Below are 20,251 nucleotides of genomic sequence, written 5' to 3' on the forward strand. Positions count from 1 at the left end.
GGGACGCGAGTGGCGTTCCGGCGGGCTATCCGTCGGGGTAAGGGACGGGCGCTCATCAGGACGGACAGGGTCCGCCTCGAAAAGAGCGCGGAAACTACTCGCGAACGCCTCGTACGTCAATCGGCCCGTTTGCGTTGGTTAAAGACCCCCTAACAGTCACGCTTGCGTCACGTCTTGCGGCAATTGTCGGCCCGTTCGTTCTGCCACGAGGCCTCTCTTGAGCTCACCGGAATCCCAACGCGATTGGCCGCGACTCGGCATGGTCCTGGCCGGCCTGCTCGGGCTGAGCGGGCTGGTCCTGCTGATCCTGGCGCGGCCCACCGTGACGCGCTTTAGCGAGCGTTCAAGCGATCGGAGCGCCGTCGAGATCAGGCGGGTGGCGCGCGATGCGCCATGGCTCGAGCCGGAAGACGGCAGCGCTCCCGTCCCTAGGCCGGTTGTAAGACCAGGGCCCGGGCGGACCGAACCGCCGGCCCCGCCGGCCGCCACGATCGCCGAAACCGCCCCGCCCCGCTCAATTGGCGACCTTGGCGCGGTTCTGCGCGCCAGCAACCAGGCCTGCCTGGACACGCGCGAGGCCCTACTGTCGGCGGCCGAGCGCGACCTCTGCCGGGAGCGGCTGGGCGCCCTCGCCCGCAAGACCCCGTTGCGCCTCACGTCGATCACGCCGGAAAAGCGCGCCGACTACGACGCCGTCGCCCGCGCCCAGGCGCCACGGCGCGCCATCGTCCCCCTCGCGGCTCGCGGCGCCAGCGGCCTGTTTGGAGCCGACGATCGGCTTCGCGCTGGCCGCGGCCCGCGCGTGGGTTGTTCCATGAAGTTTGGGCCCAATGCCGAGCCGCCGTCCTCGGGACCCTGCTTTGTCCGGCCGGCGACAGGCCCGCCAACGCCCGAGACCACGTTGCGCAGATCTTACTAGTCACCCGTTCGGCCTTTGGCCGCCACGGTTTCGCCATGCGCGGTCGCAAGGCTTGGCCGTTCGTCACAGTCGAGTTGCTCTTGTCCCAATCCCGGTCCCTGGCCACGGCCGCGGCGCGCGCAAAGCCCATGCGTCGCGGCGCCGTCCTGGCTGTGTCGCTACTGGCCCACGCTGCGGTTTTGACAGCCCTGGCCTGGCCGGTGATCGGGAGCTTTCCGGACCGCTCCAACGACGAGGACACCATCGACCTGGTGCTGCAACGGCCCCGGCGCTTGGGAGTCGCGACCACCGGAGCCGGTGAGCCCGCCCCTCGACCACGTCCCGCACTTGTCGCGCCTGTCGAGGCCGATCCGTTCGGCCTGGCCCCCGTCGCCACCGCGCCGCCGGGGCCCGTGGCCAGCCCCGGCAAGGGCGGGACCGACCTGCGGGCGTTGTTGCGGGGCAGCGGCCTCGGCTGTTCCAACAGCCATGGCCTGGACCTCAATCGCGAGGAACGCGAGCGTTGCGCCGAGCGACTGGGCGCGCAGGCGCGAAACGCCCAGCCCCTGCCCGCGCCGATCGATCCGGCCAAGCGGGCCTATTACGACGCCGTCGCCGAGGCCTACCGCGACCCGGGCCAGATGGTCCCGCTGACCGCGCGCGGGTCGGGCGGAATGTTCGGCGAGGAACGCAGCGTGCACTCCGGACATGGTCCCCGTGTCGGGTGCTCGGTGAAATTCGGTCCGAACGCCGACAAGGCGCCCAAGGGACCGCCCAACGCTCTCCGGGCCGGGCCTTGCTACATCCAGGCGCCCACCGGATCGCTGACCCCGGAGGGCGACATCCGCAAGCCATACTAGGGCATTTCCCGACCTGACTGCGTCAGGCCGTGAGCTCTAATCTTCTGTTTTAACGCATTCTTCTTCACGCGAACCGGAACCACTTCACGCGAAAAATGCTCTAGCGCGCGCCCACAGGCCTCCCATCTCGCGTTCAGCGGCCACGGTTTCGCCACGCCCAGTGGAAAGTCTGGCCGCCGGTTCTTCCTTGTCGAGTTTGCTCTTGGTCTCGCTGGCTGCACGTCGAAAACGGTTGAAGAACGGCGCGATCCTCGGCGGCTCGCTGCTGTTGCACGGGGCCATGCTGGCGGCCCTGGCCTGGCCTGTGGAGATACCCTTTGCCGACCGCTCGAACGACGACGACGCGCTGTCGATCACGCTGGAGCGGACGCTCTGGCCACCCCATCCGTCGCCCGACCAGATCGCGCCGCGCGCCTCGCCGCTCCAACCTCGGCCCGCTCGACGGACCACGCCCACGGCCATGGCGCCGCTGGTTGCGCCGATCCGCGCCGGGCCGGCCAAGCCGACGATGCAGAATCTCCACCCCGCCCCCTTGCCCGAAGGTCCGCGCGGCGATCTGCGCACGGCCTTGCGTGGCGGCAGCGTCGGTTGCGCCAATGAGCGGGCCGTCGGTCTCAACCGGCGTGAACTCGAGCACTGCGACGAGCGCCTGGGTGCGGCGGCCCGCAACGCCCCCGTCTATGAAGCGCCGATGGACGCCGGAAAGCGGCGCGGCTTCGAAGCCCAGGCCTTGCGTCAGAAGGCCGAGAAAGTGGCGCGCGACGCGCCGATGGGGGTAGGGGTCGATCACCGGAGCCGCGAGGGTCCCGGCACGATGAAGGACATCCCCTGGGTCGGCGGGGCCGAGCAGGACGGCCTGGGCCGCCCGATGTCGGCCACCCAGCAGCGGCTTAAGCATCTGCAGGACGCCGACAAGGCCGAGGCGCTGCGGAAGAAGGCCGCGCGGGACGCCGAGCAGCGCTAAAGCGCCTTTGGTTCAGATTGAATCGGCATCCAAATATTCAGTCTCCCCGACGAAGGCCGGGGCCCCGGTGAAACCCACGAGACGCTCTGGATGAATCTGGGTCACGGCCTTCGTTGGCTGGCGAGAGCATCTTTCGAGCGAAGTGGTCCTGGTTCGCGTGAAGAAAAATGCGTCAAAAGAGAAGATTAGAGCTCACGGCCTGACGCAGTCAGGCCGTGAGCTCTCAAATTCCCCGTCTTGCCGGCGCCAACAGGCCGATCAGCAGGAATGGCCGGGTCTTGCGACTGAAGCGCTCGAGTTGGGCCAGGGCTTCCAGATCGTCGTGATCGAGCCGCACCTAACGCTCCTCCAACCCGGAAAGCTTGCGCACGATGGCTTCGATCAGACTGAAGGACTTGTTGAGGAAGTAGGTGATCCGCCCGGCGGGCACCGTGGTCAGCCCGGTGGCCCCGAAGATCAGGCCCAACTCGGCGACCGAGACGCCCTTGGTCTCGAACATGATGTAGGCGGCGTAGATCAACAGCAGGAACGAGACGATCGCGCAGATCATGTAGACGAAGCGCTCGACCCGGAACATCCGCATCAGGCGATCCAGCGCGTCCAGGGCGCGATCGACGATTTCCTTGTCCATGGGCGCCCCCGCCCCTCGCCTGCCATCAACGGCTGGCCGCGACACAACCTTTCGTAATGCTACGACACAAACTCCGCCTAGAGCTTTAGTCGCGGTATTTGAAGATCGTGGCGTACCGATGGGTGACCCAATAAAAAAACGGCCCGGGATTGCTCCCGGGCCGTTCCGCTTCAGTCCGTGGTCGACGCTTAGGCGTCGGCGTTGGCGATGACCGCGGGCAGCGGCTCCATCGCGTCTTCGCGCTGCTGGGCCAGTTGCTCGTCGCGCCTGGCGGCGACGCGCTGCAGGCTGCGCAGGTAGGAACCCGTACCGGCGGGGATCAGGCGACCCACGATGACGTTTTCCTTCAGGCCTTCCAGGGTGTCGGTCTTGCCGTGCACCGAGGCTTCGGTCAGGACGCGGGTCGTTTCCTGGAACGACGCGGCCGAGATGAAGCTCTTGGTTTGCAAGCTCGCCTTGGTGATGCCCAGCAGAACCGGCTGAGTGGTCGCCCCACGGCCGCCACGGGCGGTCGCACGGTCCTGCTCGACATAGAACTCGGGCTTGTCGAGGTGGTCGCCCTTGATCAGGCCGGTGTCGCCGGGATCGAGGATCTCGACCTTTTGCAGCATCTGACGAACGATCGTCTCGATGTGCTTGTCGTTGATCGGCACGCCCTGCAGTCGGTAGACCTCCTGGATTTCGTCCACGAGGAAGTTGGCCAGGGCCTCGACGCCCAGGATGCGCAGGATGTCGTGCGGATCCGGGTTGCCGTCGATGATGTACTCGCCGCGCGCGATGAAGTCGCCATCGTGCACCGCGATATGCTTGCCCTTGGGGATCAGGAACTCGACCGCTTCGCCCTGGTTGCCGTCAGCGTCGACTTCCGGGGTGATCTTGATACGGCGCTTGTTCTTGTAATCCTTGCCGAATTCGACACGACCATCCATTTCCGCGATGACCGCGCAGTCCTTGGGACGGCGGGCTTCGAAGAGTTCGGCGACACGCGGCAGACCGCCGGTGATGTCGCGGGTCTTGGCGCCTTCGGTGGGGATCCGCGCGATGACCTCGCCCGGCTTGACCATGTCGCCGTCACCAACGGAGAGAATGGCGCCGACCGACATCAGGTAGCGAGCCTCGCCGCCATTGGCCAGGCGAACATAGGAGCCGTCCTCGGCCAGCACGCCCATGGCCGGACGCAGGTCCGAGGCGCGGGCCGAGGTCCGCCAGTCGGCGATCACGCGTTGCGCGATGCCGGTGGCTTCGTCGGTTTCCTCGCGGACGGAGAAGCCGTCCACCAGGTCTTCCGCACGGATCTTGCCGGCCACTTCGGTGATGATCGGGGTGGTGTAGGGGTCCCAATCGGCCAGACGCTGGCCACGCTTCACCTTGTCGCCGTTCTTGATCTTCAGGCGCGCGCCGTACGGCGGCTTGTAGTTCTCGCGTTCCTTGCCGTCGACCAGGACGCTCACGGCCGTATTGCGGCTCATGACCACCAGGAAGCCTTCGGTGCCGACAACGGTGGCGCCGGTCACGCGGACCGTACCGTCGTTGCTGCTTTCGAAGAACGACTGCTCGGCCACCTGGGCGGTGCCGCCGATGTGGAAGGTCCGCATCGTCAGCTGGGTGCCGGGCTCGCCGATGGATTGGGCGGCGATGACGCCAACCGCTTCACCGATGTTCACCGGGGTCCCGCGGGCCAGGTCGCGGCCGTAACAGGCGCCGCAGACGCCGACCTTGGCTTCGCAGGTCAGGACCGAACGCACCTTCACCGACTGAACCGCGGCCGTCTCGATGGCGTCGGCCATGTTCTCGGTCAGGTAGGTGTCGGCCGGGATGACGATCTCGCCGGTCGCCGGGTCCTTGATGTCCTCGGCCGAGAAGCGGCCCAGGACGCGCATGCCCAGCGAGACGAGGACGTCGCCGCCCTCGACCACGGCGCGCAGGGTGATGCCCCGCGTGGTGCCGCAGTCTTCCTCGACGATGATGCAGTCCTGCGCCACGTCGACCAGACGACGGGTCAGATAGCCGGAGTTGGCGGTCTTCAGCGCGGTGTCCGCCAGGCCCTTGCGGGCGCCGTGGGTCGAGTTGAAGTATTCCTGAACGGTCAGGCCTTCCTTGAAGTTCGAGACGATCGGGGTCTCGATGATCTCGCCGGAGGGCTTGGCCATCAGGCCGCGCATGCCGCCGAGTTGCTTCATCTGGGCTTGCGAGCCCCGGGCGCCGGAGTGGGCCATCATGTAGATGGCGTTGATCTCCTTCTCGCGGCCGTTCTCGTCCTTATGCTTCATCTGAAGCTCGGCCATCATCTCGTCGGCGACGCGATCGGTGGCCTTGGCCCAGGCGTCGACGACCTTGTTGTACTTCTCGCCCTTGGTGATCAGACCGTCGGCGTACTGTTGCTCGTACTCCTCGGCCAAGGTGCGGGTTTCGGCGACGATCGCCTCTTTCCGCTTCGGGATGATGATGTCGTCCTTGCCGAAGGAGATGCCGGCCTTGGCCGCTTCCTTGAAGCCCAGACCCATGATCTGGTCGGCGAAGATCACCGTCGCCTTCTGACCGCAGTGGCGGTAGACGATGTCGATCAGATTGCCGATTTCCTTCTTGGTCAGCGCCTTCTCGATCAGTCGGTGACCGATCGCGGTGTGCTGCGGCAGAAGGGCGGCGATCTTCATCCGGCCCGGCGTAGTGTCGATCACCCGGCGACGCACGACGCCGTCGGCGTCCATTTCGGTAAAGCGCGACTTGATCTTGGCGTGCAGGCTGACGACGCCGGCGTCCATGGCGGCTTCGATCTCGCCCAGGTCGGCGAAGATCTTGCCTTCACCCGGTTCACCCTCGCGAGCGACCGACAGATAGTACAGGCCCAGGACGATGTCCTGCGACGGCACGATGATCGGTCGGCCGTTGGCGGGCGACAGGATGTTGTTGGTCGACATCATCAGGACGCGCGCTTCCAGCTGAGCCTCGAGGCTCAGCGGGACGTGGACAGCCATCTGGTCGCCGTCGAAGTCGGCGTTGAACGCGGCGCAGACCAGCGGGTGCAGCTGGATGGCCTTGCCCTCGATCAGCTTGGGCTCGAACGCCTGGATGCCCAGGCGGTGAAGCGTCGGCGCGCGGTTCAGCATCACCGGGTGCTCGCGGATCACCTCTTCGAGGATGTCCCACACCTGGGGCTGTTCGCGTTCGACCATGCGCTTGGACTGCTTGACGGTGCCCGAAAGGCCCTTGGCGTCCAGGCGCGCATAGATGAACGGCTTGAACAGCTCGAGCGCCATCTTCTTGGGCAGGCCGCACTCGTGCAGTTTCAGGTCGGGACCGACCACGATCACCGAACGGCCCGAATAGTCGACGCGCTTGCCCAGCAGGTTCTGGCGGAAGCGGCCTTGCTTGCCCTTCAGCATGTCGGCCAGCGACTTCAGGGGACGCTTGTTGGCGCCCGTGATGACGCGACCACGACGGCCGTTGTCGAACAACGCATCCACCGATTCCTGCAGCATCCGCTTTTCGTTGCGGATGATGATGTCGGGGGCGCGCAGTTCGATCAGGCGCTTGAGCCGGTTGTTGCGGTTGATGACCCGGCGATAGAGGTCGTTCAGGTCGGAGGTGGCGAAGCGGCCGCCGTCCAGCGGCACCAGCGGGCGCAGTTCCGGCGGAATGACCGGCACGACCGTCAGAACCATCCATTCGGGGCGGTTGCCCGACTCTGAGAAGGCTTCGAGAATCTTCAGGCGCTTGCTGAACTTCTTTTGCTTCATGTCCGACACGGTGCCGGCCAGCTCTTCGCGCAGGCGTTCGGCTTCCTTGTCGAGGTCGATCGCCTTCAGCAGGTTCTGGATGGCTTCGGCGCCGATCTCGGCGGTGAAGCTGTCATCGCCATACTCGTCCTGGGCGCGCATGAAGTCGTCCTCGCTGAGCAGCTGGTGCTGCTTCAGCGGGGTCAGGCCCGGCTCGGTGATGATGTAATATTCGAAGTACAGGACGCGTTCGATGTCCTTCAGAGGCATGTCCAGCATCATGGCGATGCGCGAGGGCAAGCTCTTCAGGAACCAGATGTGGGCGACCGGCGAGGCCAGCTCGATGTGACCCATGCGCTCGCGACGGACGCGGGCCAGGGTGACTTCAACGCCGCACTTTTCGCAGATGATGCCCTTGTACTTCATGCGCTTGTACTTGCCGCACAGGCATTCGTAGTCCTTGGTCGGGCCAAAGATACGGGCGCAGAACAGGCCGTCACGCTCGGGCTTGAACGTGCGATAGTTGATGGTTTCGGGCTTCTTGATCTCGCCGAACGACCACGAGCGGATCTTTTCCGGCGAGGCCAGCGAAATGCGGATCTGGTCGAAGGTCGGAGCGGCCTGGACCGGATTGAAGATGTTCAGGATTTCCTGGTTCATCTTGGTTCCTTCTGCGGGATTACCCGCGAAAATTCAAAGTCGGAGAGCGGCGATTGAAGACCCCTCCCCGCCTTTTCGGGCGAAGAGGGAAGTTCTTCGGATCAGCTGTTCTCCAGCTCGACGTTCAGGCCGAGCGAGCGCATTTCCTTGACCAGCACGTTGAAGCTTTCCGGGATACCGGCTTCGAACGTGTCGTCGCCGCGGACGATCGACTCGTAGACCTTGGTCCGGCCGGCCACGTCGTCAGACTTCACCGTCAGCATTTCCTGCAGGGTGTAGGCCGCGCCGTAGGCTTCCAGAGCCCACACTTCCATTTCCCCGAAGCGCTGACCGCCGAACTGGGCCTTACCCCCCAGCGGCTGTTGCGTGACGAGCGAGTACGGACCGATCGAACGGGCGTGGATCTTGTCGTCGACCAAGTGGTGCAGCTTCAGCATGTAGATGTAGCCGACCGTGACCGGACGTTTGAACTGGTCGCCCGTCTGGCCGTCGAACAGGATCGACTGGCCCGAGGGGTCGAGACCCGCCATGCGCAGGTGGTCCTCGATATCGCCGATCCGCGCGCCGTCAAAGACGGGCGTGGCGATCGGAACGCCCTTTCCGAGGTTGCGGGCCAGTTCGACCAGCTCTTCCTCGGTTTCCGGCAGTTCCTCGTCAGGACCATAGATCTCGGTCAGACGATCGATCAGGGCCTGCTTCTGGCCACCGGCCTGCCAGTCCTCGAGCAGGGTGGTGATCTGCTTGCCGAGACCGGCGCAGGCCCAACCCAGGTGGGTTTCGAAGATCTGGCCGACGTTCATGCGCGAAGGCACGCCCAGCGGGTTCAGAACGACGTCCACATGCGTCCCGTCGGCGAGGAACGGCATGTCCTCGATCGGCAGGATGCGCGAGATGACGCCCTTGTTGCCGTGACGGCCGGCCATCTTGTCGCCGGGCTGAAGCTTGCGCTTCACGGCCACGAAGACCTTGACCATCTTCATCACGCCCGGAGGCAGTTCGTCGCCGCGCTGCAGCTTGTCGACCTTGTCCTCGAAGCGGCGGTCCAGACGCTTGCGGTTCTCGTCGAACAGCTTGCGCAGGCTTTCCAGTTCGCCCATCGCCTTCTCGTCTTCCAGGGCGATCTGCCACCAGAGGCCGGGTTGGACTTCCGACAGGTTCTCGGCCGAGATCTGGCCGCGCGACAGGCCCTTGGGGCCCGACAGCGCGACATTGCCGATCAGCAGCTCGCGCAGACGGCCCGAGATGTTGCGGTTCAGAATCGCGAATTCGTCGTCGCGGTCCTTGCCCAGCCGGTCGATTTCCGAGCGTTCGATGGCCAGGGCGCGTTCGTCCTTGTCGACGCCGTGACGGTTGAACACGCGAACATCGACGATCGTGCCGGCGACGCCCGGGGGCAGGCGCAGGCTGGTGTCGCGGACGTCCGAGGCCTTTTCACCGAAGATGGCGCGCAGGAGCTTTTCTTCCGGCGTCATGGGCGACTCCCCTTTCGGGGTGACCTTGCCGACCAGGATGTCGCCCGGCTGGACTTCGGCGCCGATCGCCACGATGCCCGCTTCGTCGAGGTTGCGCAGGGCTTCCTCGCCGACATTGGGAATGTCGCGGGTGATCTCTTCCGGGCCGAGCTTCGTATCGCGGGCCATGACTTCGAATTCCTCGATGTGGATCGAGGTGAAGACGTCGTCGCGGACGATGCGTTCGGAGATCAGGATCGAGTCTTCGAAGTTGTAGCCATTCCAGGGCATGAACGCGACGAGCGCGTTGCGGCCCAGGGCCAGTTCACCCAGCTCGGTCGAGGGACCGTCGGCGATGATGTCGCCGCTATTGATCCGGTCGCCCACCTTCACCAGCGGACGCTGGTTGATGCAGGTCGACTGGTTCGAGCGCTGGAACTTGCTGAGGCGGTAGATGTCGACGCCCGAACGGGCGGCGTCGGTTTCTTCCGTGGCGCGGACGACGATACGCGTACCGTCGATCTGCTCCACCACGCCGGTGCGCTTGGCGATGACCACGGCGCCCGAGTCACGGGCGACCACGGCTTCCATGCCGGTCCCGACAAGGGGAGCATCGGATTGCACGAGGGGCACGGCCTGACGCTGCATGTTCGAGCCCATCAGGGCGCGGTTGGCGTCATCGTTTTCCAGGAAGGGGATCAGGGCCGCGGCCACCGAAACCACTTGGCGCGGCGACACGTCCATCAGGTCGACCATCTCCTTTTGCAGGAGCGTGGGTTCGCCATTGATCCGGCCGGGCACCAGGTCGTCGACGATCTCGCCGTTCAACACCTTGATGTTGGACTGGGCGATGACGTGCTTCGACTCTTCCATGGCCGACATGTAGACGACCTCGTCGAGCGGCTTGCCGTCGGCGACGCGACGGTAGGGGCTCTCGATGAAGCCGTACTTGTTGACCCGGGCGTGGGTGGCCAGCGAGTTGATCAGGCCGATGTTCGGGCCTTCCGGCGTTTCGATCGGGCAGATGCGGCCGTAGTGGGTCGGGTGAACGTCGCGGACTTCGAAGCCGGCGCGCTCGCGGGTCAGACCGCCCGGGCCAAGCGCCGAGAGGCGACGCTTGTGGGTGATCTCCGACAGCGGGTTGGTCTGGTCCATGAACTGCGACAGCTGCGAGGAGCCGAAGAATTCACGCACCGAGGCCGCGGCCGGCTTGGCGTTGATCAGGTCGTGCGGCATCACGGTGTCGATGTCGACGGACGACATGCGTTCCTTGATGGCGCGCTCCATGCGCAGCAGACCGACGCGGTACTGGTTTTCCAGCAGTTCGCCGACCGAACGCACCCGGCGGTTGCCGAGGTTGTCGATGTCGTCGATTTCGCCGCGACCGTCGCGCAGGCCGACCAGCAGCTTGAGGACCGCCAGCACGTCTTCCTTGCGGAGCACGCGCATCTCGTCCGAAGCGTCCAGCTCCAGCCGCATGTTCATCTTGACCCGGCCGACGGCCGACAGGTCGTAGCGTTCGGCGTCGAAGAACAGCGACTTGAACATCGCTTCGGCCGCTTCCACGGTCGGCGGCTCGCCCGGACGCATCACGCGATAGATGTCGAACAGCGCGTCCTCGCGGACGGCGTTCTTGTCGACGCGCAGGGTGTTGCGCATGTAGGCGCCAACCGTGACGTGGTCGATGTCCAGTACGTCGATGGTGCTGAAGCCTTGGGCGGCCAGGGCCTCGATCGAGGCGACGTCCAGCTCGTCGCCGGCTTCGGCGTAGATCTCGCCGTTCTCATAGTTGACGGCGTCGCGGGCCAGGTAGCGGCCAGTCAGGGCTTCGGGGGCCAGCAGCAAGGTCTTCAAGCCGCCGTCGGCCAGCTTCTTGGCTTGGCGGGCGGTGATCTTGATACCGCCCGGGGCCACTTCCTCGCCGGTGTCGGCGTCGATCAGGGCGAATTCCGGCTTCACGCCGCGCCAGCGCTCGGCCTTGTACGGGGTAGCCCAGCCTTCGGCGCCGGCCGTGGTGCGCTTCTCGAAGGGCACCACGTCATAGAAGGTCGTCAGGATCTCTTCGCCGTCCATCCCCAGGGCATAGAGGAAGGTGGTGGCGGGCAGTTTGCGGCGACGGTCGATGCGGACATAGACCACGTCCTTGGCGTCGAACTCGAAGTCGAGCCACGAGCCGCGATAGGGGATGACGCGGGCGGCGAACAGCAGCTTGCCCGAGGCGTGGGTCTTGCCCTTGTCGTGGTCGAAGAACACGCCGGGCGAGCGGTGCATCTGCGAGACGATGACCCGCTCGGTGCCGTTGACGATGAAGGTGCCTTTTTCCGTCATGAGCGGGATGTCGCCCATGTAGACGTCCTGCTCCTTGATGTCCTTGACGGACCGGGCCCCCGTCTCTTCTTCCGTTTCAAAGACGATCAGCCGCAGCTTGACCTTCAGCGGCGCCGCGAAGGTCATGTCGCGCTGGATGCATTCCTCAACGTCGTACTTGGGCTCTTCGAATTCGTACGAGACGTATTCGAGCACCGCGCGCTCGTTGAAGTCCTTGATCGGGAACACCGACTTGAAGACCGCCTCGATACCCTCGTCCTTGCGCACGCCCGGACGGACTTCGCGCTGCAGGAACTGTTCGTAGGAGGAGCGCTGAACCTCGATCAGGTTCGGCATCTGCACAGCTTCGGGGATGCGGCCGAAAGACTTCCGGATCCGCTTCTTGCCGGTGAAGGATTGCGCCATGTTTTTTCCCTGCGACGCGGAACTTGGAGTCCGCGCGTGAATTCGATTGTCTTAGCGTCCACCCTCGCCGTTCCCTTCTCGAGAGAACGCTGGACGCTGCAATTCCCCTATCGAGCGACCGGGACCGGAAGCTTGATGGGCGCCCCTTCGCGCGGGTCGGAGGGCAGCTGACCGCGCCTCGGGGCGTTAGATGCAGACACGCGCGTGCGCGTTCCGCCGAATGTCTTCGTGGACTGGCGGATATAGGACAGGCGGGTGGGGATGGGAAGGGGCTTTATCCACAAAACCCTAACGGCGCGCCGGGAACCGGTCGCGCCTCATCTTCTCGCGGCCCGGCTCGCGCGTCAGACCTTCTTGAACACCCTGCCGACCAACGAGATCCCCAGCCCGATCAGGCAGATGAAGAAGGCGATCTTGGTCAGGGCCACGGCGATGTGGAACACGAAGCTGAGCAGACCGAAGACGATCATCAGAACGAGCAGCAGGGCGGCGAGCTTGAGCATGGGTCGGAAACGTCGCTCGGCCCACAAGGTTGCAGGGCCCGCGATAGCCTCGCAAATCGCGAGGCGAATGAACACCGATTATTCAGCTTCCGCAGCCATGCTCGATTTTCATCGCGTTATGAAAGTTTCCCGCATGACCGCCAAGTCCAACTGCGACGGTTGTCGCGACGGCGCCGGTTTCGACCTGCCGATCATCATGGCCTTCCAGCCGGTCGTCGACGCCAACGCCGGCACGGTGTTCGCCCATGAGGCCCTGGTGCGCGGGGCTGCGGGCGAAGGCGCGGGCTTCATCCTGTCCCAGGTCTCGGAAACCAATCGCTACGCCTTCGACCAGCTCTGCCGGGTCACGGCGATCGAGCAGGCCGCCGCCCTCAACATGGCCGCCGACGGGGCCAGCCTGTCGATCAATTTCCTGCCCAACGCCGTCTATGAGCCCCGGGCCTGTATCCGCCTGACCCTCGCGGCGGCGATGCGCACGGGCTTTCCGCTGAACCGGATCATCTTCGAGTTCACCGAGGTGGAGCGGCTCGACACCGACCACATCCTCCACATCCTGCGCAGCTACCGCGCCATGGGTTTCCAGACCGCGATCGACGATTTCGGGGCAGGCTATGCGGGACTGGGGCTGTTGTCGAAATTCCAGCCTGACCTGGTCAAGCTGGACATGGACCTGATCCGCGACATCGACACCAGCACGGTCAAGCAGACCATTGTCCGTTCGACCCTGGACATGCTGCGCGACCTGGGTGTCACGCCGATCTGCGAAGGCGTCGAAACCATCGCCGAGTACCAGGTGCTGCGCGAACTCGGCGTCGACCTCATGCAGGGCTACTTGCTGGCCAAGCCCGCGCTCGACGCCTTGGCGACACCGGTCTGGCCGGGCCGGGAAGCCGTCCGCGCCAAGGTCGGCTGACCCTCCGCCCCTACCCTTTCACCAAGACTGATCCCCAATAGAAAACGGCCCCGGAGGTTTCCCTCCGGAGCCGTTCACTTGGAGTCAGAGAACTGACACCGGCCACCCGCGCCGAGGCGCGGATCGTGAATTACTTCACGACGACGGTGGCGCCGGCTTCGGTCAGCTTCTTGGCGACTTCGTCGGCGACTTGCTTGGAGACGTTTTCGACGATGTTCTGCGGAGCGCCTTCGACCAGGTCCTTGGCTTCCTTCAGGCCGAGGTCCGGACGGACGCCGCGGACTTCCTTGATCACGTTGATCTTCTTCTCGCCACCGGCGGTCAGGACAACGGTGAACTCGGTTTGCACTTCGGCTTCTTCGACCGGGCCAGCGGCGGCGGCGGGGCCAGCGGCGGCGACCGGAGCGGCGGCCGAGACGCCCCACTTTTCTTCCAGCAGCTTCGACAGATCAGCGGCTTCGAGGACCGACAGGGTGGACAGTTCTTCAACCAGCTTTTCGAGCTTCGACATGTTCAATTTCCTTAGAGAATGAGGGGATTTGTGCGGAGATGACCGTTACGCGGCGTCTTTGGTCGCATAGGCGTTGAAGACGCGCGCCAGTTGGCCAGCCGGAGCCTGCAGGACGCCAGCGATCTTGGTCGCCGGAGCCTGGATGAGGCCGATAAGCTTGCCACGGATCTGGTCGAGCGACGGCAGCGTGGCGAGAGCGCGCACGGCCGTTTCGTCCAGAACCGTCGTCTGGCCCAGAATGCCGCCGACAAGCTTGAGCTTCTCGTTTTCCTTGGCGTACTGGGTGACGATCTTGGCGGCGGAGACAGGATCCTTGCCGAAGGCGATGGCGACCGGACCCGTGAACAGGGCGGCGCCCTCTTCACCGATCGAGCCGTTCAGGGCCTTCTGGACGAGGGTGTTCTTCACCACCTGGAGCGTGGCCGATTCCTTGCGGAGGCGGCTACGCAGTTCAGTCATTTCCGCAACGGTCATGCCCATGTAGTGGGTCACGACGACAGCGCCGGCGCCTTCGAAAACGCTTTTCAGCGATTCGATCGACTCCTGCTTTTGAGCGCGGTCCATTGCGGTCTCCTACTCAATGACAGCGGCCGGACTATTCCGGCAGCCGAATGCTCGACGCATGAGGGATCGCTCCCGCACGCGAGTTGCATCAGCCTGTTCCAAGGAAAGTCAGCCGCGCGTCTCATCCCGAAGGCGAGCATGGCGTGGTCTTGTCCATCCCTGTCTCCCGACGGCGAGGAAGGGCTCTTCCTCGATTATGGCGCTGGTGACCCCACGCCCCGCTGTTCACAAACAGGTCTTCGCCGGGCGAGCCCGACGGAGAAGGGGCGGCGTATAGACGGTTTGGCGTGGAAGATCAACAGGCAGCATCCCCCGCTTTCCCTGGTGGGAGCAGGGTCTTTGACCTAAGCCGCCTTGCCTGGGATCACGGGGCTACGAAACGTCGCCGCCGGCTTATCGGCTTGCGCGGTCTGGACCAGGCAGCCGTACCAACCCATGCCCCTATAGGTCTCATACCCTGGCGTCAGGGCGTAACCGACCGTGCGGGCGCCCTCGGCATAGCTGCCCATGTCGCCGCTGGTGGTGTCGAGCTTGAAGGTTTCCTCCAGCACGCCCTTGCCGTCGGAGGAGGCCAGCACCCGGTGGTTCTGGTCCAGCAGCATGACCCTTGAGCGAGCGCGTTCGTCGTCGGTCAGGCGCACGCCGTCGACGATGGCCTGGGCCTGGGGCTTCCAGTCGAAATGCACGCCGAGCACGCCGATCACCTTGCCATTGGCCTGGCCGCCGGCCCGGATGGCGGTGGCGTAGGTGGCGACAGGGGCGTCGTTCAGCGCCCTGACCCGCGCGATGTCGCAGATGGTGAAGTCATCGCCCGACTGGGTGCGCAGGGCGTCCTTGAACCAGGCGGCGTCGGCCACCGACAGGGTCTTGGCGGCCGGGTACCTGTCGGGGCGGCCGCTGGCCACGACCTTGCCGGTCGCGTCGGCGACCCACAGGTCGAGATAGACCGTGTAGGCGTCGAGGATCACCTTCAGCCGCTGGCTGGCATAGCTGGAGGCTTCGCGCGACGGGGCGGCGACGCAATCGACCACGGCGCTGTCGGTGGCCCACCAGCGCACGTCGCAGGTGCGCTCATAGAGGTTGCGGTCGATGATCTCGATGGCGTTGAGGGCCAGATCGGCCAGGCGCTGGCCGCGCAGACGGCCCAGGATCGCCCCGCCGATCTTGGTCAACTCGTTGAGGTCGGCGCGCACCTGGCTTTCCAGGGCGGCGGCCACCACGTCGATCTGGGTGGAGATGGTCTTGAACTCTTCGGCCACGATCGCGAAGCCGCGACCAGCCTCGCCGGCGCGGGCGGCGACGATCAGGGCGTTGATCGCCAGCATCTTGGCCGAACGGTTGACATAGGCGATCTCGCCGATCTTCTCGCCCGCCACGGCGCTGAGGCGCTCGGACAGTTCCAGGATGCGTTCCGGGCGGAGGCTGGCGTCTTCACCTGACATGGATGAGCTTCCCCCGAAACCGGCGGCGGGACCCGGAATAGCCGAATCGCTCGCCAGACAAGCGAGGATGACACCAGGGTCAGGTTCAGGGGATGGGGCCGGACGATGGGTCGCGCGTTTTCGGCCCGCGACCGTCAGGATCACCCGGGAATGCCCGACTTCGCGGCAGGGCCTGTCCGTGTCCGCCTAGGCGATAACCAAGATTGTGGCGAACGCTGTCATGAAAACCCGCGAAAAGCGTTGGGTGTTGGCGATGACACCGGTGGACAGGATTTCGGGGACACGCGATAATGGAGGCATTCAAGCCCCCTCTCTCTCCGCTCATCCTGACGAAGGTCGGGACCCAAGCGGCGCCAGCGGGGTTGGCTCGAGAGACCCTTCAAGCTCGGCTTGGGTCCCGACTTTCGTCAGGATGAGCGGAATTGAAGGAGGGGAAACCACGATGATCCGCACCGCACTGGCCGCCGCCCTAGCCGCCATGGCTCTAGCCGCCGCCGTCACCGCCGCGCAGGCCGCCCCCCGCGAAATCCTTGCCTTCCCTGGCGCCGAGGGGGCCGGACGGCTGTCGGCCGGCGGACGGGGCGGGGCGGTGATCAAGGTCACCAATCTGGACGACACTGGACCTGGATCCCTGCGCGCCGCGATCGAGGCCAAGGGCCCGCGCACCGTGGTGTTCGAGGTGGCCGGCACGATCGCGCTCAGGACTCCGCTGAAGATCAGCCAGCCCAACATCACGATCGCCGGCCAGACCGCGCCGGGCGGCGGGATCACCCTGCGCGACCAGACCCTGATCGTCGCCGCCGACGACGTGGTGATCCGCTTCCTCCGCTCGCGCCTGGGCGACGAGAGCAAGACGGAAGGTGACGCCATCTGGATCAACAAGGGCCGCAGGATCATTCTCGACCACGTTTCCGCCAGTTGGTCGGTCGATGAGACCCTGTCGGCCAGCGCCCGCTACGACGAAGAGGGCCAGGGCTTTTATGACCTGACCGTCCAGTGGTCGATCATCGCTGAAAGCCTCCGCCACTCGATCCACGCCAAGGGCGACCACGGCTATGGCAGCCTGATCCGGGGCGGCGCCGGCGCCAAGATCAGCTTCCACCATAATCTGTGGGCCAACCACCTGGCCCGCATGCCGCGTCCCGGCAACTACGAGGGGCCGGACAAGGATCCGGTCGGCGCGTTCTTCGAGTTCCGTTCCAACGTCTTTTACAACTGGGGCAAGAGCCATGCCGGCTACGACGCCGACAAGGCGGCCCTGGCGGCCTACAGCTTCATCGACAACAGCTATGTGATGGGGCCCGACAGTGGGAAACCCATCGCCTTCAACGAGAGCAACAGCCTGGCCAAGGCCTGGTTCGCCGGCAACAGCATGAACGGCGTGGTCCCCGCCGATCCGTGGAGCCTGGTCGATGGACTGCAGGCCCCGGGCTATCGCCAGGCGGGACCGATCGAGGTCGCGCCGGTGGCGCCCGATCCGGCGGCGAGCGCCTACGCGCGGGTGCTGAAGGATGCGGGCGCCTCGGTCTATCGCGACAGCGTCGACGCCCGGGTCGTGGCGGGCGTGCGCGACAAGACCGGCAAGCAGATCGACAGCCAGGCCCAGGTCGGCGGCTGGCCGGCGCTGCCGACCGGCGTCGCGGCGGTCGACACCGATGGCGATGGCATGCCGGACGACTGGGAAAAGGCCCATGGCCTCAATCCGACCCAGGCCGACGGGGCGGCTCTGGCCAAGACCGGGTCGGGCTGGACCAACCTCGAGCTCTACCTGGCCGACGCGGCGGCCCGCCGGGGCGCCGTCTCGCCGCCCTGATCCTCGCGCGGCGAAAACCGGTGGAGGGCGCGCCCCCCACCGGTCAGACTCGAACCTGAACTAGGCGATGGCGCTCTCGACCTTGTAGGCCGGCTTGGCCTTGGCGGCGTCGCCGCTGCCCACGGTGAAGGAATAGTCGCTCCAATAGATTTTCACGAGGGCCGGCGAGCTGCTGTTGTACGACACCTCGTGCCATTCGCGGGTCGAGGAGAAGACGCTGAGATAGTAGATGTCGCCCGTCTGGTCCTCGAACGCCAGATACATCGAGCCGCTGAAAGCGCCGCTCGGACCCTGGGCGTCCACCCGCACCTGATAGTCGTAGATGCCGGCGATGGTCTGAAGGTCGATGGCGAAGACCGTTCCCCCATCATTGGCCACGACGCAGGCCTGGGGCGAATTGCCGTTCACGGTGGCCGACTGGCCCACCTGCATGCCGCCGGTGCAGGTTGCGGTGAAGTAGCCGCTGGTGCACTCGCCGCATTCGCCGCTGAAGTTTGCTATGCCGCTGCTCATCTTGGTTCCATCCCTATTGGGGCCGGGCCCCCGCCCGGTCACCTTGATCGACGCCCAGCGACAGTATCTTCGGGTCAAGCTTCGTGCAATCCCCAAGGGTTTTTTTCATTCACTCTACTCCAAGGTGAAGCGAGCGGATTCCGCTTGGCTTTGCCCCCCTGCCCGCTTTCCGCTAAACCCCCGCCCATGTCGCACAACACCTTCGGCCACCTGTTCCGCGTCACCACCTGGGGCGAAAGCCACGGCCCGGCCCTGGGCTGCGTGGTCGATGGCGTGCCGCCCGGCATCGCGATCAGCGCCGAGCAGATCCAGGCCTTCCTCGACAAGCGCCGGCCCGGCAATGGCAAGTTCGTCACCCAGCGCCAGGAGCCGGACGCCGTGCGCATCCTGTCGGGGGTGTTCGAGGACGCCCGCACCGACGGGCAGCGCACCACCGGCACGCCGATCAGCCTGATGATCGACAACACCGACCAGCGCTCCAAGGACTATGGCGAGATCGCCCAGGCCTTCCGGCCGGGTCATGCCGACTATCCCTATTTCGCCAAGTACGGCGTGCGCGACTATCGCGGCGGCGGGCGCAGCTCGGCGCGCGAGACCGCCGCGCGGGTGGCGGCCGGCGCGATCGCCCGGCTGGTGATCCCCGGCGTCACGGTGCGCGCCGCCCTGGTGCAGATCGGGCCGCACAAGGTCGACCGCGCCAACTGGGACTGGAGCCAGACCGACGAGAACCCCTATTGGGCGCCCGACGCCGCCATCATCCCCGTCTGGGAAGAGCATCTGGAGGCCATCCGCAAGGCTGGGTCCTCGACCGGCGCCGTCGTCGAGGTCGAGGCCACGGGCGTGCCGGCCGGCTGGGGCGCGCCGCTGTACGGCAAGCTGGACGCCGAGATGGCCGCAGCCCTGATGTCGATCAACGCCGCCAAGGGCGTGGAGATCGGCGAGGGCTTCGCCTCGGCCGCCTTGTCGGGCGAGGAAAACGCCGACGAGATGCGGATGGGCCATGACGGCCCGATGTTCCTGTCCAACCACGCCGGCGGCGTGTTGGGCGGCCTGTCGACGGGTCAGCCCGTGGTGGCGCGCGTGGCCTTCAAGCCAACCTCGTCGATCCTGACCCTTCGCCAGAGCCTTGACGAAAACGGCAACGAGGTGGATCTGCGCACCAAGGGCCGCCACGACCCTTGCGTGGGCATCCGAGGCGTGCCGGTGGTCGAGGCGATGACGGCTTGCGTGCTGGCCGACGCCTTCCTGCGCCATCGGGCCCAGACGGGCGGCGGGGCGTTTGTTCCCGGTGGCGAAGGACGGGTCTAGAGCATTTTTCGAGCGAAGTGGTTCCGGTTCGTGTGAAGAAAAATGCGTCAAAACAAAAGATTAGAGCTCACGGCCTGACGCAGTCGGGTCGCGAAATGCTCTAGCCCTCTCCCTTGCGCGCTTCCGGCCATTCCTCGGGCCGGATCATCATGGTCCGCCGCAGGAAGGGCGACTGGACGCGGTCATAAGCCTGAAAGTCAAGATCTCGACAGAGCAGCTCAAGCAGTTCAGCGCCACTGAGGTCGGGAGCCGGCGCATCGTGAATCTGGCTCCACAGCTCCAGAGCTTCGCGCTTGATGAGATCGTCCCGAGAAGTCATGTCGATACAAATTCCTTCTCCCACACAACTATTCGGCGGCGCGACTCGTTCCTATTTTCTCGTTGACAAAAAGTAATCAAGGCAAATTGTCGTTAAGTATAACCTCGGGAAGCCGGCGCGCTGGACTCTTGTGAGCGCTAGATCAGCCATTTCACGTCTGCCGTCAGACACCAGGCCGGCCTCTGCCCCGGTGATCATGATCACCGGCCACTCCACGATGCGCCGGGTGGCCGAGGCGCGCGACGCGGGGGTCAACGAGTTGCTAGCCAAGCCGGTGACGGCGCGCGGGGTGATCGACCCCATCAACCTGATCATCGAGCATCCCCGCCCGTTGATCCGCTGCGAGAACTATTTCGGTCCGGACCGGCGGCGTCGCCCCGAGCCGGGTTCAAGGGGCCGTATCGGCGTTCTGGCGAACCCGGGGGCCGTGGACGGTCAATATTAGCGCCTCC

Annotated in this window: 16 protein-coding genes; 7 read left to right on the top strand and 9 right to left on the bottom strand. The window is 65.4% G+C overall.

The window, feature by feature from the left end; translation table 11 throughout:
- Positions 1 to 217 precede the first annotated feature (217 nt).
- From ACP7AG_RS05895 to ACP7AG_RS05905, 3 genes are all read left to right on the top strand, one after another.
- Complete coding sequence (locus ACP7AG_RS05895) at positions 218 to 919, top strand: hypothetical protein (protein WP_426030129.1); 702 nt, start codon at positions 218 to 220, stop codon at positions 917 to 919.
- A 128-nt stretch (positions 920 to 1,047) separates the two neighbouring features.
- Positions 1,048 to 1,758: a hypothetical protein gene (locus ACP7AG_RS05900; RefSeq protein ID WP_426030130.1), complete on the top strand. Its 711-nt coding sequence runs from the start codon at positions 1,048 to 1,050 to the stop codon at positions 1,756 to 1,758.
- Positions 1,759 to 1,960: 202 nt separating this feature from the next.
- Positions 1,961 to 2,722 (top strand): hypothetical protein, encoded by a 762-nt coding sequence (locus tag ACP7AG_RS05905; protein WP_426030131.1) that lies wholly within the window; start codon positions 1,961 to 1,963, stop codon positions 2,720 to 2,722.
- A gap of 337 nt (positions 2,723 to 3,059) precedes the next feature.
- Here ACP7AG_RS05905 and ACP7AG_RS05910 read toward each other — a convergent pair whose 3' ends face one another.
- The 4 genes from ACP7AG_RS05910 to ACP7AG_RS05925 form a co-directional block, all read right to left on the bottom strand.
- A complete protein-coding gene (locus ACP7AG_RS05910) occupies positions 3,060 to 3,353 on the bottom strand; it encodes a hypothetical protein (protein ID WP_426030133.1) in 294 nt (97 codons plus the stop codon).
- Positions 3,354 to 3,541: 188 nt separating this feature from the next.
- Complete coding sequence (rpoC, locus tag ACP7AG_RS05915; protein WP_426009251.1) at positions 3,542 to 7,729, bottom strand: DNA-directed RNA polymerase subunit beta'; 4,188 nt, start codon at positions 7,727 to 7,729, stop codon at positions 3,542 to 3,544.
- Between the two features lie 101 nt (positions 7,730 to 7,830).
- The gene (rpoB, locus tag ACP7AG_RS05920) at positions 7,831 to 11,913 is read right to left on the bottom strand and encodes a DNA-directed RNA polymerase subunit beta (protein WP_426009254.1); all 4,083 of its coding nucleotides are present in this window, start codon (positions 11,911 to 11,913) and stop codon (positions 7,831 to 7,833) included.
- 344 nt (positions 11,914 to 12,257) lie between these two features.
- A complete protein-coding gene (locus tag ACP7AG_RS05925; protein ID WP_426009256.1) occupies positions 12,258 to 12,416 on the bottom strand; it encodes a hypothetical protein in 159 nt (52 codons plus the stop codon).
- Between the two features lie 133 nt (positions 12,417 to 12,549).
- Here ACP7AG_RS05925 and ACP7AG_RS05930 point away from each other — a divergent pair, with 133 nt between their 5' ends.
- Positions 12,550 to 13,329, top strand: coding sequence for an EAL domain-containing protein (locus ACP7AG_RS05930; RefSeq protein WP_426030134.1), 780 nt, complete (start codon positions 12,550 to 12,552; stop codon positions 13,327 to 13,329).
- Positions 13,330 to 13,459: 130 nt separating this feature from the next.
- On the opposite strand, the gene rplL is transcribed toward ACP7AG_RS05930, so the two are convergent.
- The 3 genes from rplL to ACP7AG_RS05945 form a co-directional block, all read right to left on the bottom strand.
- Positions 13,460 to 13,840 (bottom strand): 50S ribosomal protein L7/L12, encoded by a 381-nt coding sequence (gene rplL, locus ACP7AG_RS05935; RefSeq protein ID WP_426009262.1) that lies wholly within the window; start codon positions 13,838 to 13,840, stop codon positions 13,460 to 13,462.
- A gap of 45 nt (positions 13,841 to 13,885) precedes the next feature.
- Positions 13,886 to 14,404 carry a 50S ribosomal protein L10 gene (gene rplJ, locus ACP7AG_RS05940; protein WP_426030135.1) on the bottom strand — a complete coding sequence of 173 codons (519 nt, stop codon included), beginning with the start codon at positions 14,402 to 14,404 and terminating at the stop codon, positions 13,886 to 13,888.
- Positions 14,405 to 14,748: 344 nt separating this feature from the next.
- Positions 14,749 to 15,846, bottom strand: a complete 1,098-nt coding sequence (locus ACP7AG_RS05945) for a methyl-accepting chemotaxis protein (protein WP_426030136.1) — start codon at positions 15,844 to 15,846, stop codon at positions 14,749 to 14,751.
- Positions 15,847 to 16,288: 442 nt separating this feature from the next.
- On the opposite strand from ACP7AG_RS05945, the gene ACP7AG_RS05950 reads away from it, so the two are divergent.
- Entirely contained in the window at positions 16,289 to 17,659 is a 1,371-nt protein-coding gene (locus ACP7AG_RS05950; protein WP_426030138.1) for a pectate lyase, read from the top strand.
- Between the two features lie 60 nt (positions 17,660 to 17,719).
- On the opposite strand, the gene ACP7AG_RS05955 is transcribed toward ACP7AG_RS05950, so the two are convergent.
- The gene (locus ACP7AG_RS05955) at positions 17,720 to 18,172 is read right to left on the bottom strand and encodes a hypothetical protein (protein WP_426009272.1); all 453 of its coding nucleotides are present in this window, start codon (positions 18,170 to 18,172) and stop codon (positions 17,720 to 17,722) included.
- Between the two features lie 186 nt (positions 18,173 to 18,358).
- Here ACP7AG_RS05955 and aroC point away from each other — a divergent pair, with 186 nt between their 5' ends.
- Positions 18,359 to 19,480 carry a chorismate synthase gene (gene aroC, locus ACP7AG_RS05960; protein ID WP_426030139.1) on the top strand — a complete coding sequence of 374 codons (1,122 nt, stop codon included), beginning with the start codon at positions 18,359 to 18,361 and terminating at the stop codon, positions 19,478 to 19,480.
- A 100-nt stretch (positions 19,481 to 19,580) separates the two neighbouring features.
- Here the strand turns inward: aroC and ACP7AG_RS05965 are convergent, their stop codons facing one another.
- Positions 19,581 to 19,799 carry a hypothetical protein gene (locus ACP7AG_RS05965; RefSeq protein WP_426030140.1) on the bottom strand — a complete coding sequence of 73 codons (219 nt, stop codon included), beginning with the start codon at positions 19,797 to 19,799 and terminating at the stop codon, positions 19,581 to 19,583.
- 196 nt (positions 19,800 to 19,995) lie between these two features.
- Here ACP7AG_RS05965 and ACP7AG_RS05970 point away from each other — a divergent pair, with 196 nt between their 5' ends.
- Positions 19,996 to 20,244, top strand: coding sequence for a hypothetical protein (locus tag ACP7AG_RS05970; protein ID WP_426030141.1), 249 nt, complete (start codon positions 19,996 to 19,998; stop codon positions 20,242 to 20,244).
- Positions 20,245 to 20,251: the final 7 nt, after the last annotated feature.

The organism is Caulobacter sp. DWP3-1-3b2, from assembly GCF_049896325.1.
In the GTDB taxonomy this organism is placed as follows: Bacteria; Pseudomonadota; Alphaproteobacteria; order Caulobacterales; family Caulobacteraceae; genus Caulobacter.

Bases quoted from the DNA above. Each gene is read 5' to 3' on its own strand.
- ACP7AG_RS05965 (WP_426030140.1), bottom strand. From the start codon at position 19,799: ATGACTTCTCGGGACGATCTCATCAAGCGCGAAGCTCTGGAGCTGTGG.
- ACP7AG_RS05970 (WP_426030141.1), top strand. From the start codon at position 19,996: ATGATCACCGGCCACTCCACGATGCGCCGGGTGGCCGAGGCGCGCGAC.
- rpoC (WP_426009251.1), bottom strand. From the start codon at position 7,729: ATGAACCAGGAAATCCTGAACATCTTCAATCCGGTCCAGGCCGCTCCG.
- ACP7AG_RS05950 (WP_426030138.1), top strand. From the start codon at position 16,289: ATGATCCGCACCGCACTGGCCGCCGCCCTAGCCGCCATGGCTCTAGCC.
- ACP7AG_RS05900 (WP_426030130.1), top strand. From the start codon at position 1,048: ATGCGTCGCGGCGCCGTCCTGGCTGTGTCGCTACTGGCCCACGCTGCG.
- ACP7AG_RS05925 (WP_426009256.1), bottom strand. From the start codon at position 12,416: ATGCTCAAGCTCGCCGCCCTGCTGCTCGTTCTGATGATCGTCTTCGGT.
- ACP7AG_RS05945 (WP_426030136.1), bottom strand. From the start codon at position 15,846: ATGTCAGGTGAAGACGCCAGCCTCCGCCCGGAACGCATCCTGGAACTG.
- rplJ (WP_426030135.1), bottom strand. From the start codon at position 14,404: ATGGACCGCGCTCAAAAGCAGGAGTCGATCGAATCGCTGAAAAGCGTT.
- rplL (WP_426009262.1), bottom strand. From the start codon at position 13,840: ATGTCGAAGCTCGAAAAGCTGGTTGAAGAACTGTCCACCCTGTCGGTC.
- ACP7AG_RS05930 (WP_426030134.1), top strand. From the start codon at position 12,550: ATGACCGCCAAGTCCAACTGCGACGGTTGTCGCGACGGCGCCGGTTTC.
- rpoB (WP_426009254.1), bottom strand. From the start codon at position 11,913: ATGGCGCAATCCTTCACCGGCAAGAAGCGGATCCGGAAGTCTTTCGGC.
- ACP7AG_RS05910 (WP_426030133.1), bottom strand. From the start codon at position 3,353: ATGGACAAGGAAATCGTCGATCGCGCCCTGGACGCGCTGGATCGCCTG.
- ACP7AG_RS05955 (WP_426009272.1), bottom strand. From the start codon at position 18,172: ATGAGCAGCGGCATAGCAAACTTCAGCGGCGAATGCGGCGAGTGCACC.
- aroC (WP_426030139.1), top strand. From the start codon at position 18,359: ATGTCGCACAACACCTTCGGCCACCTGTTCCGCGTCACCACCTGGGGC.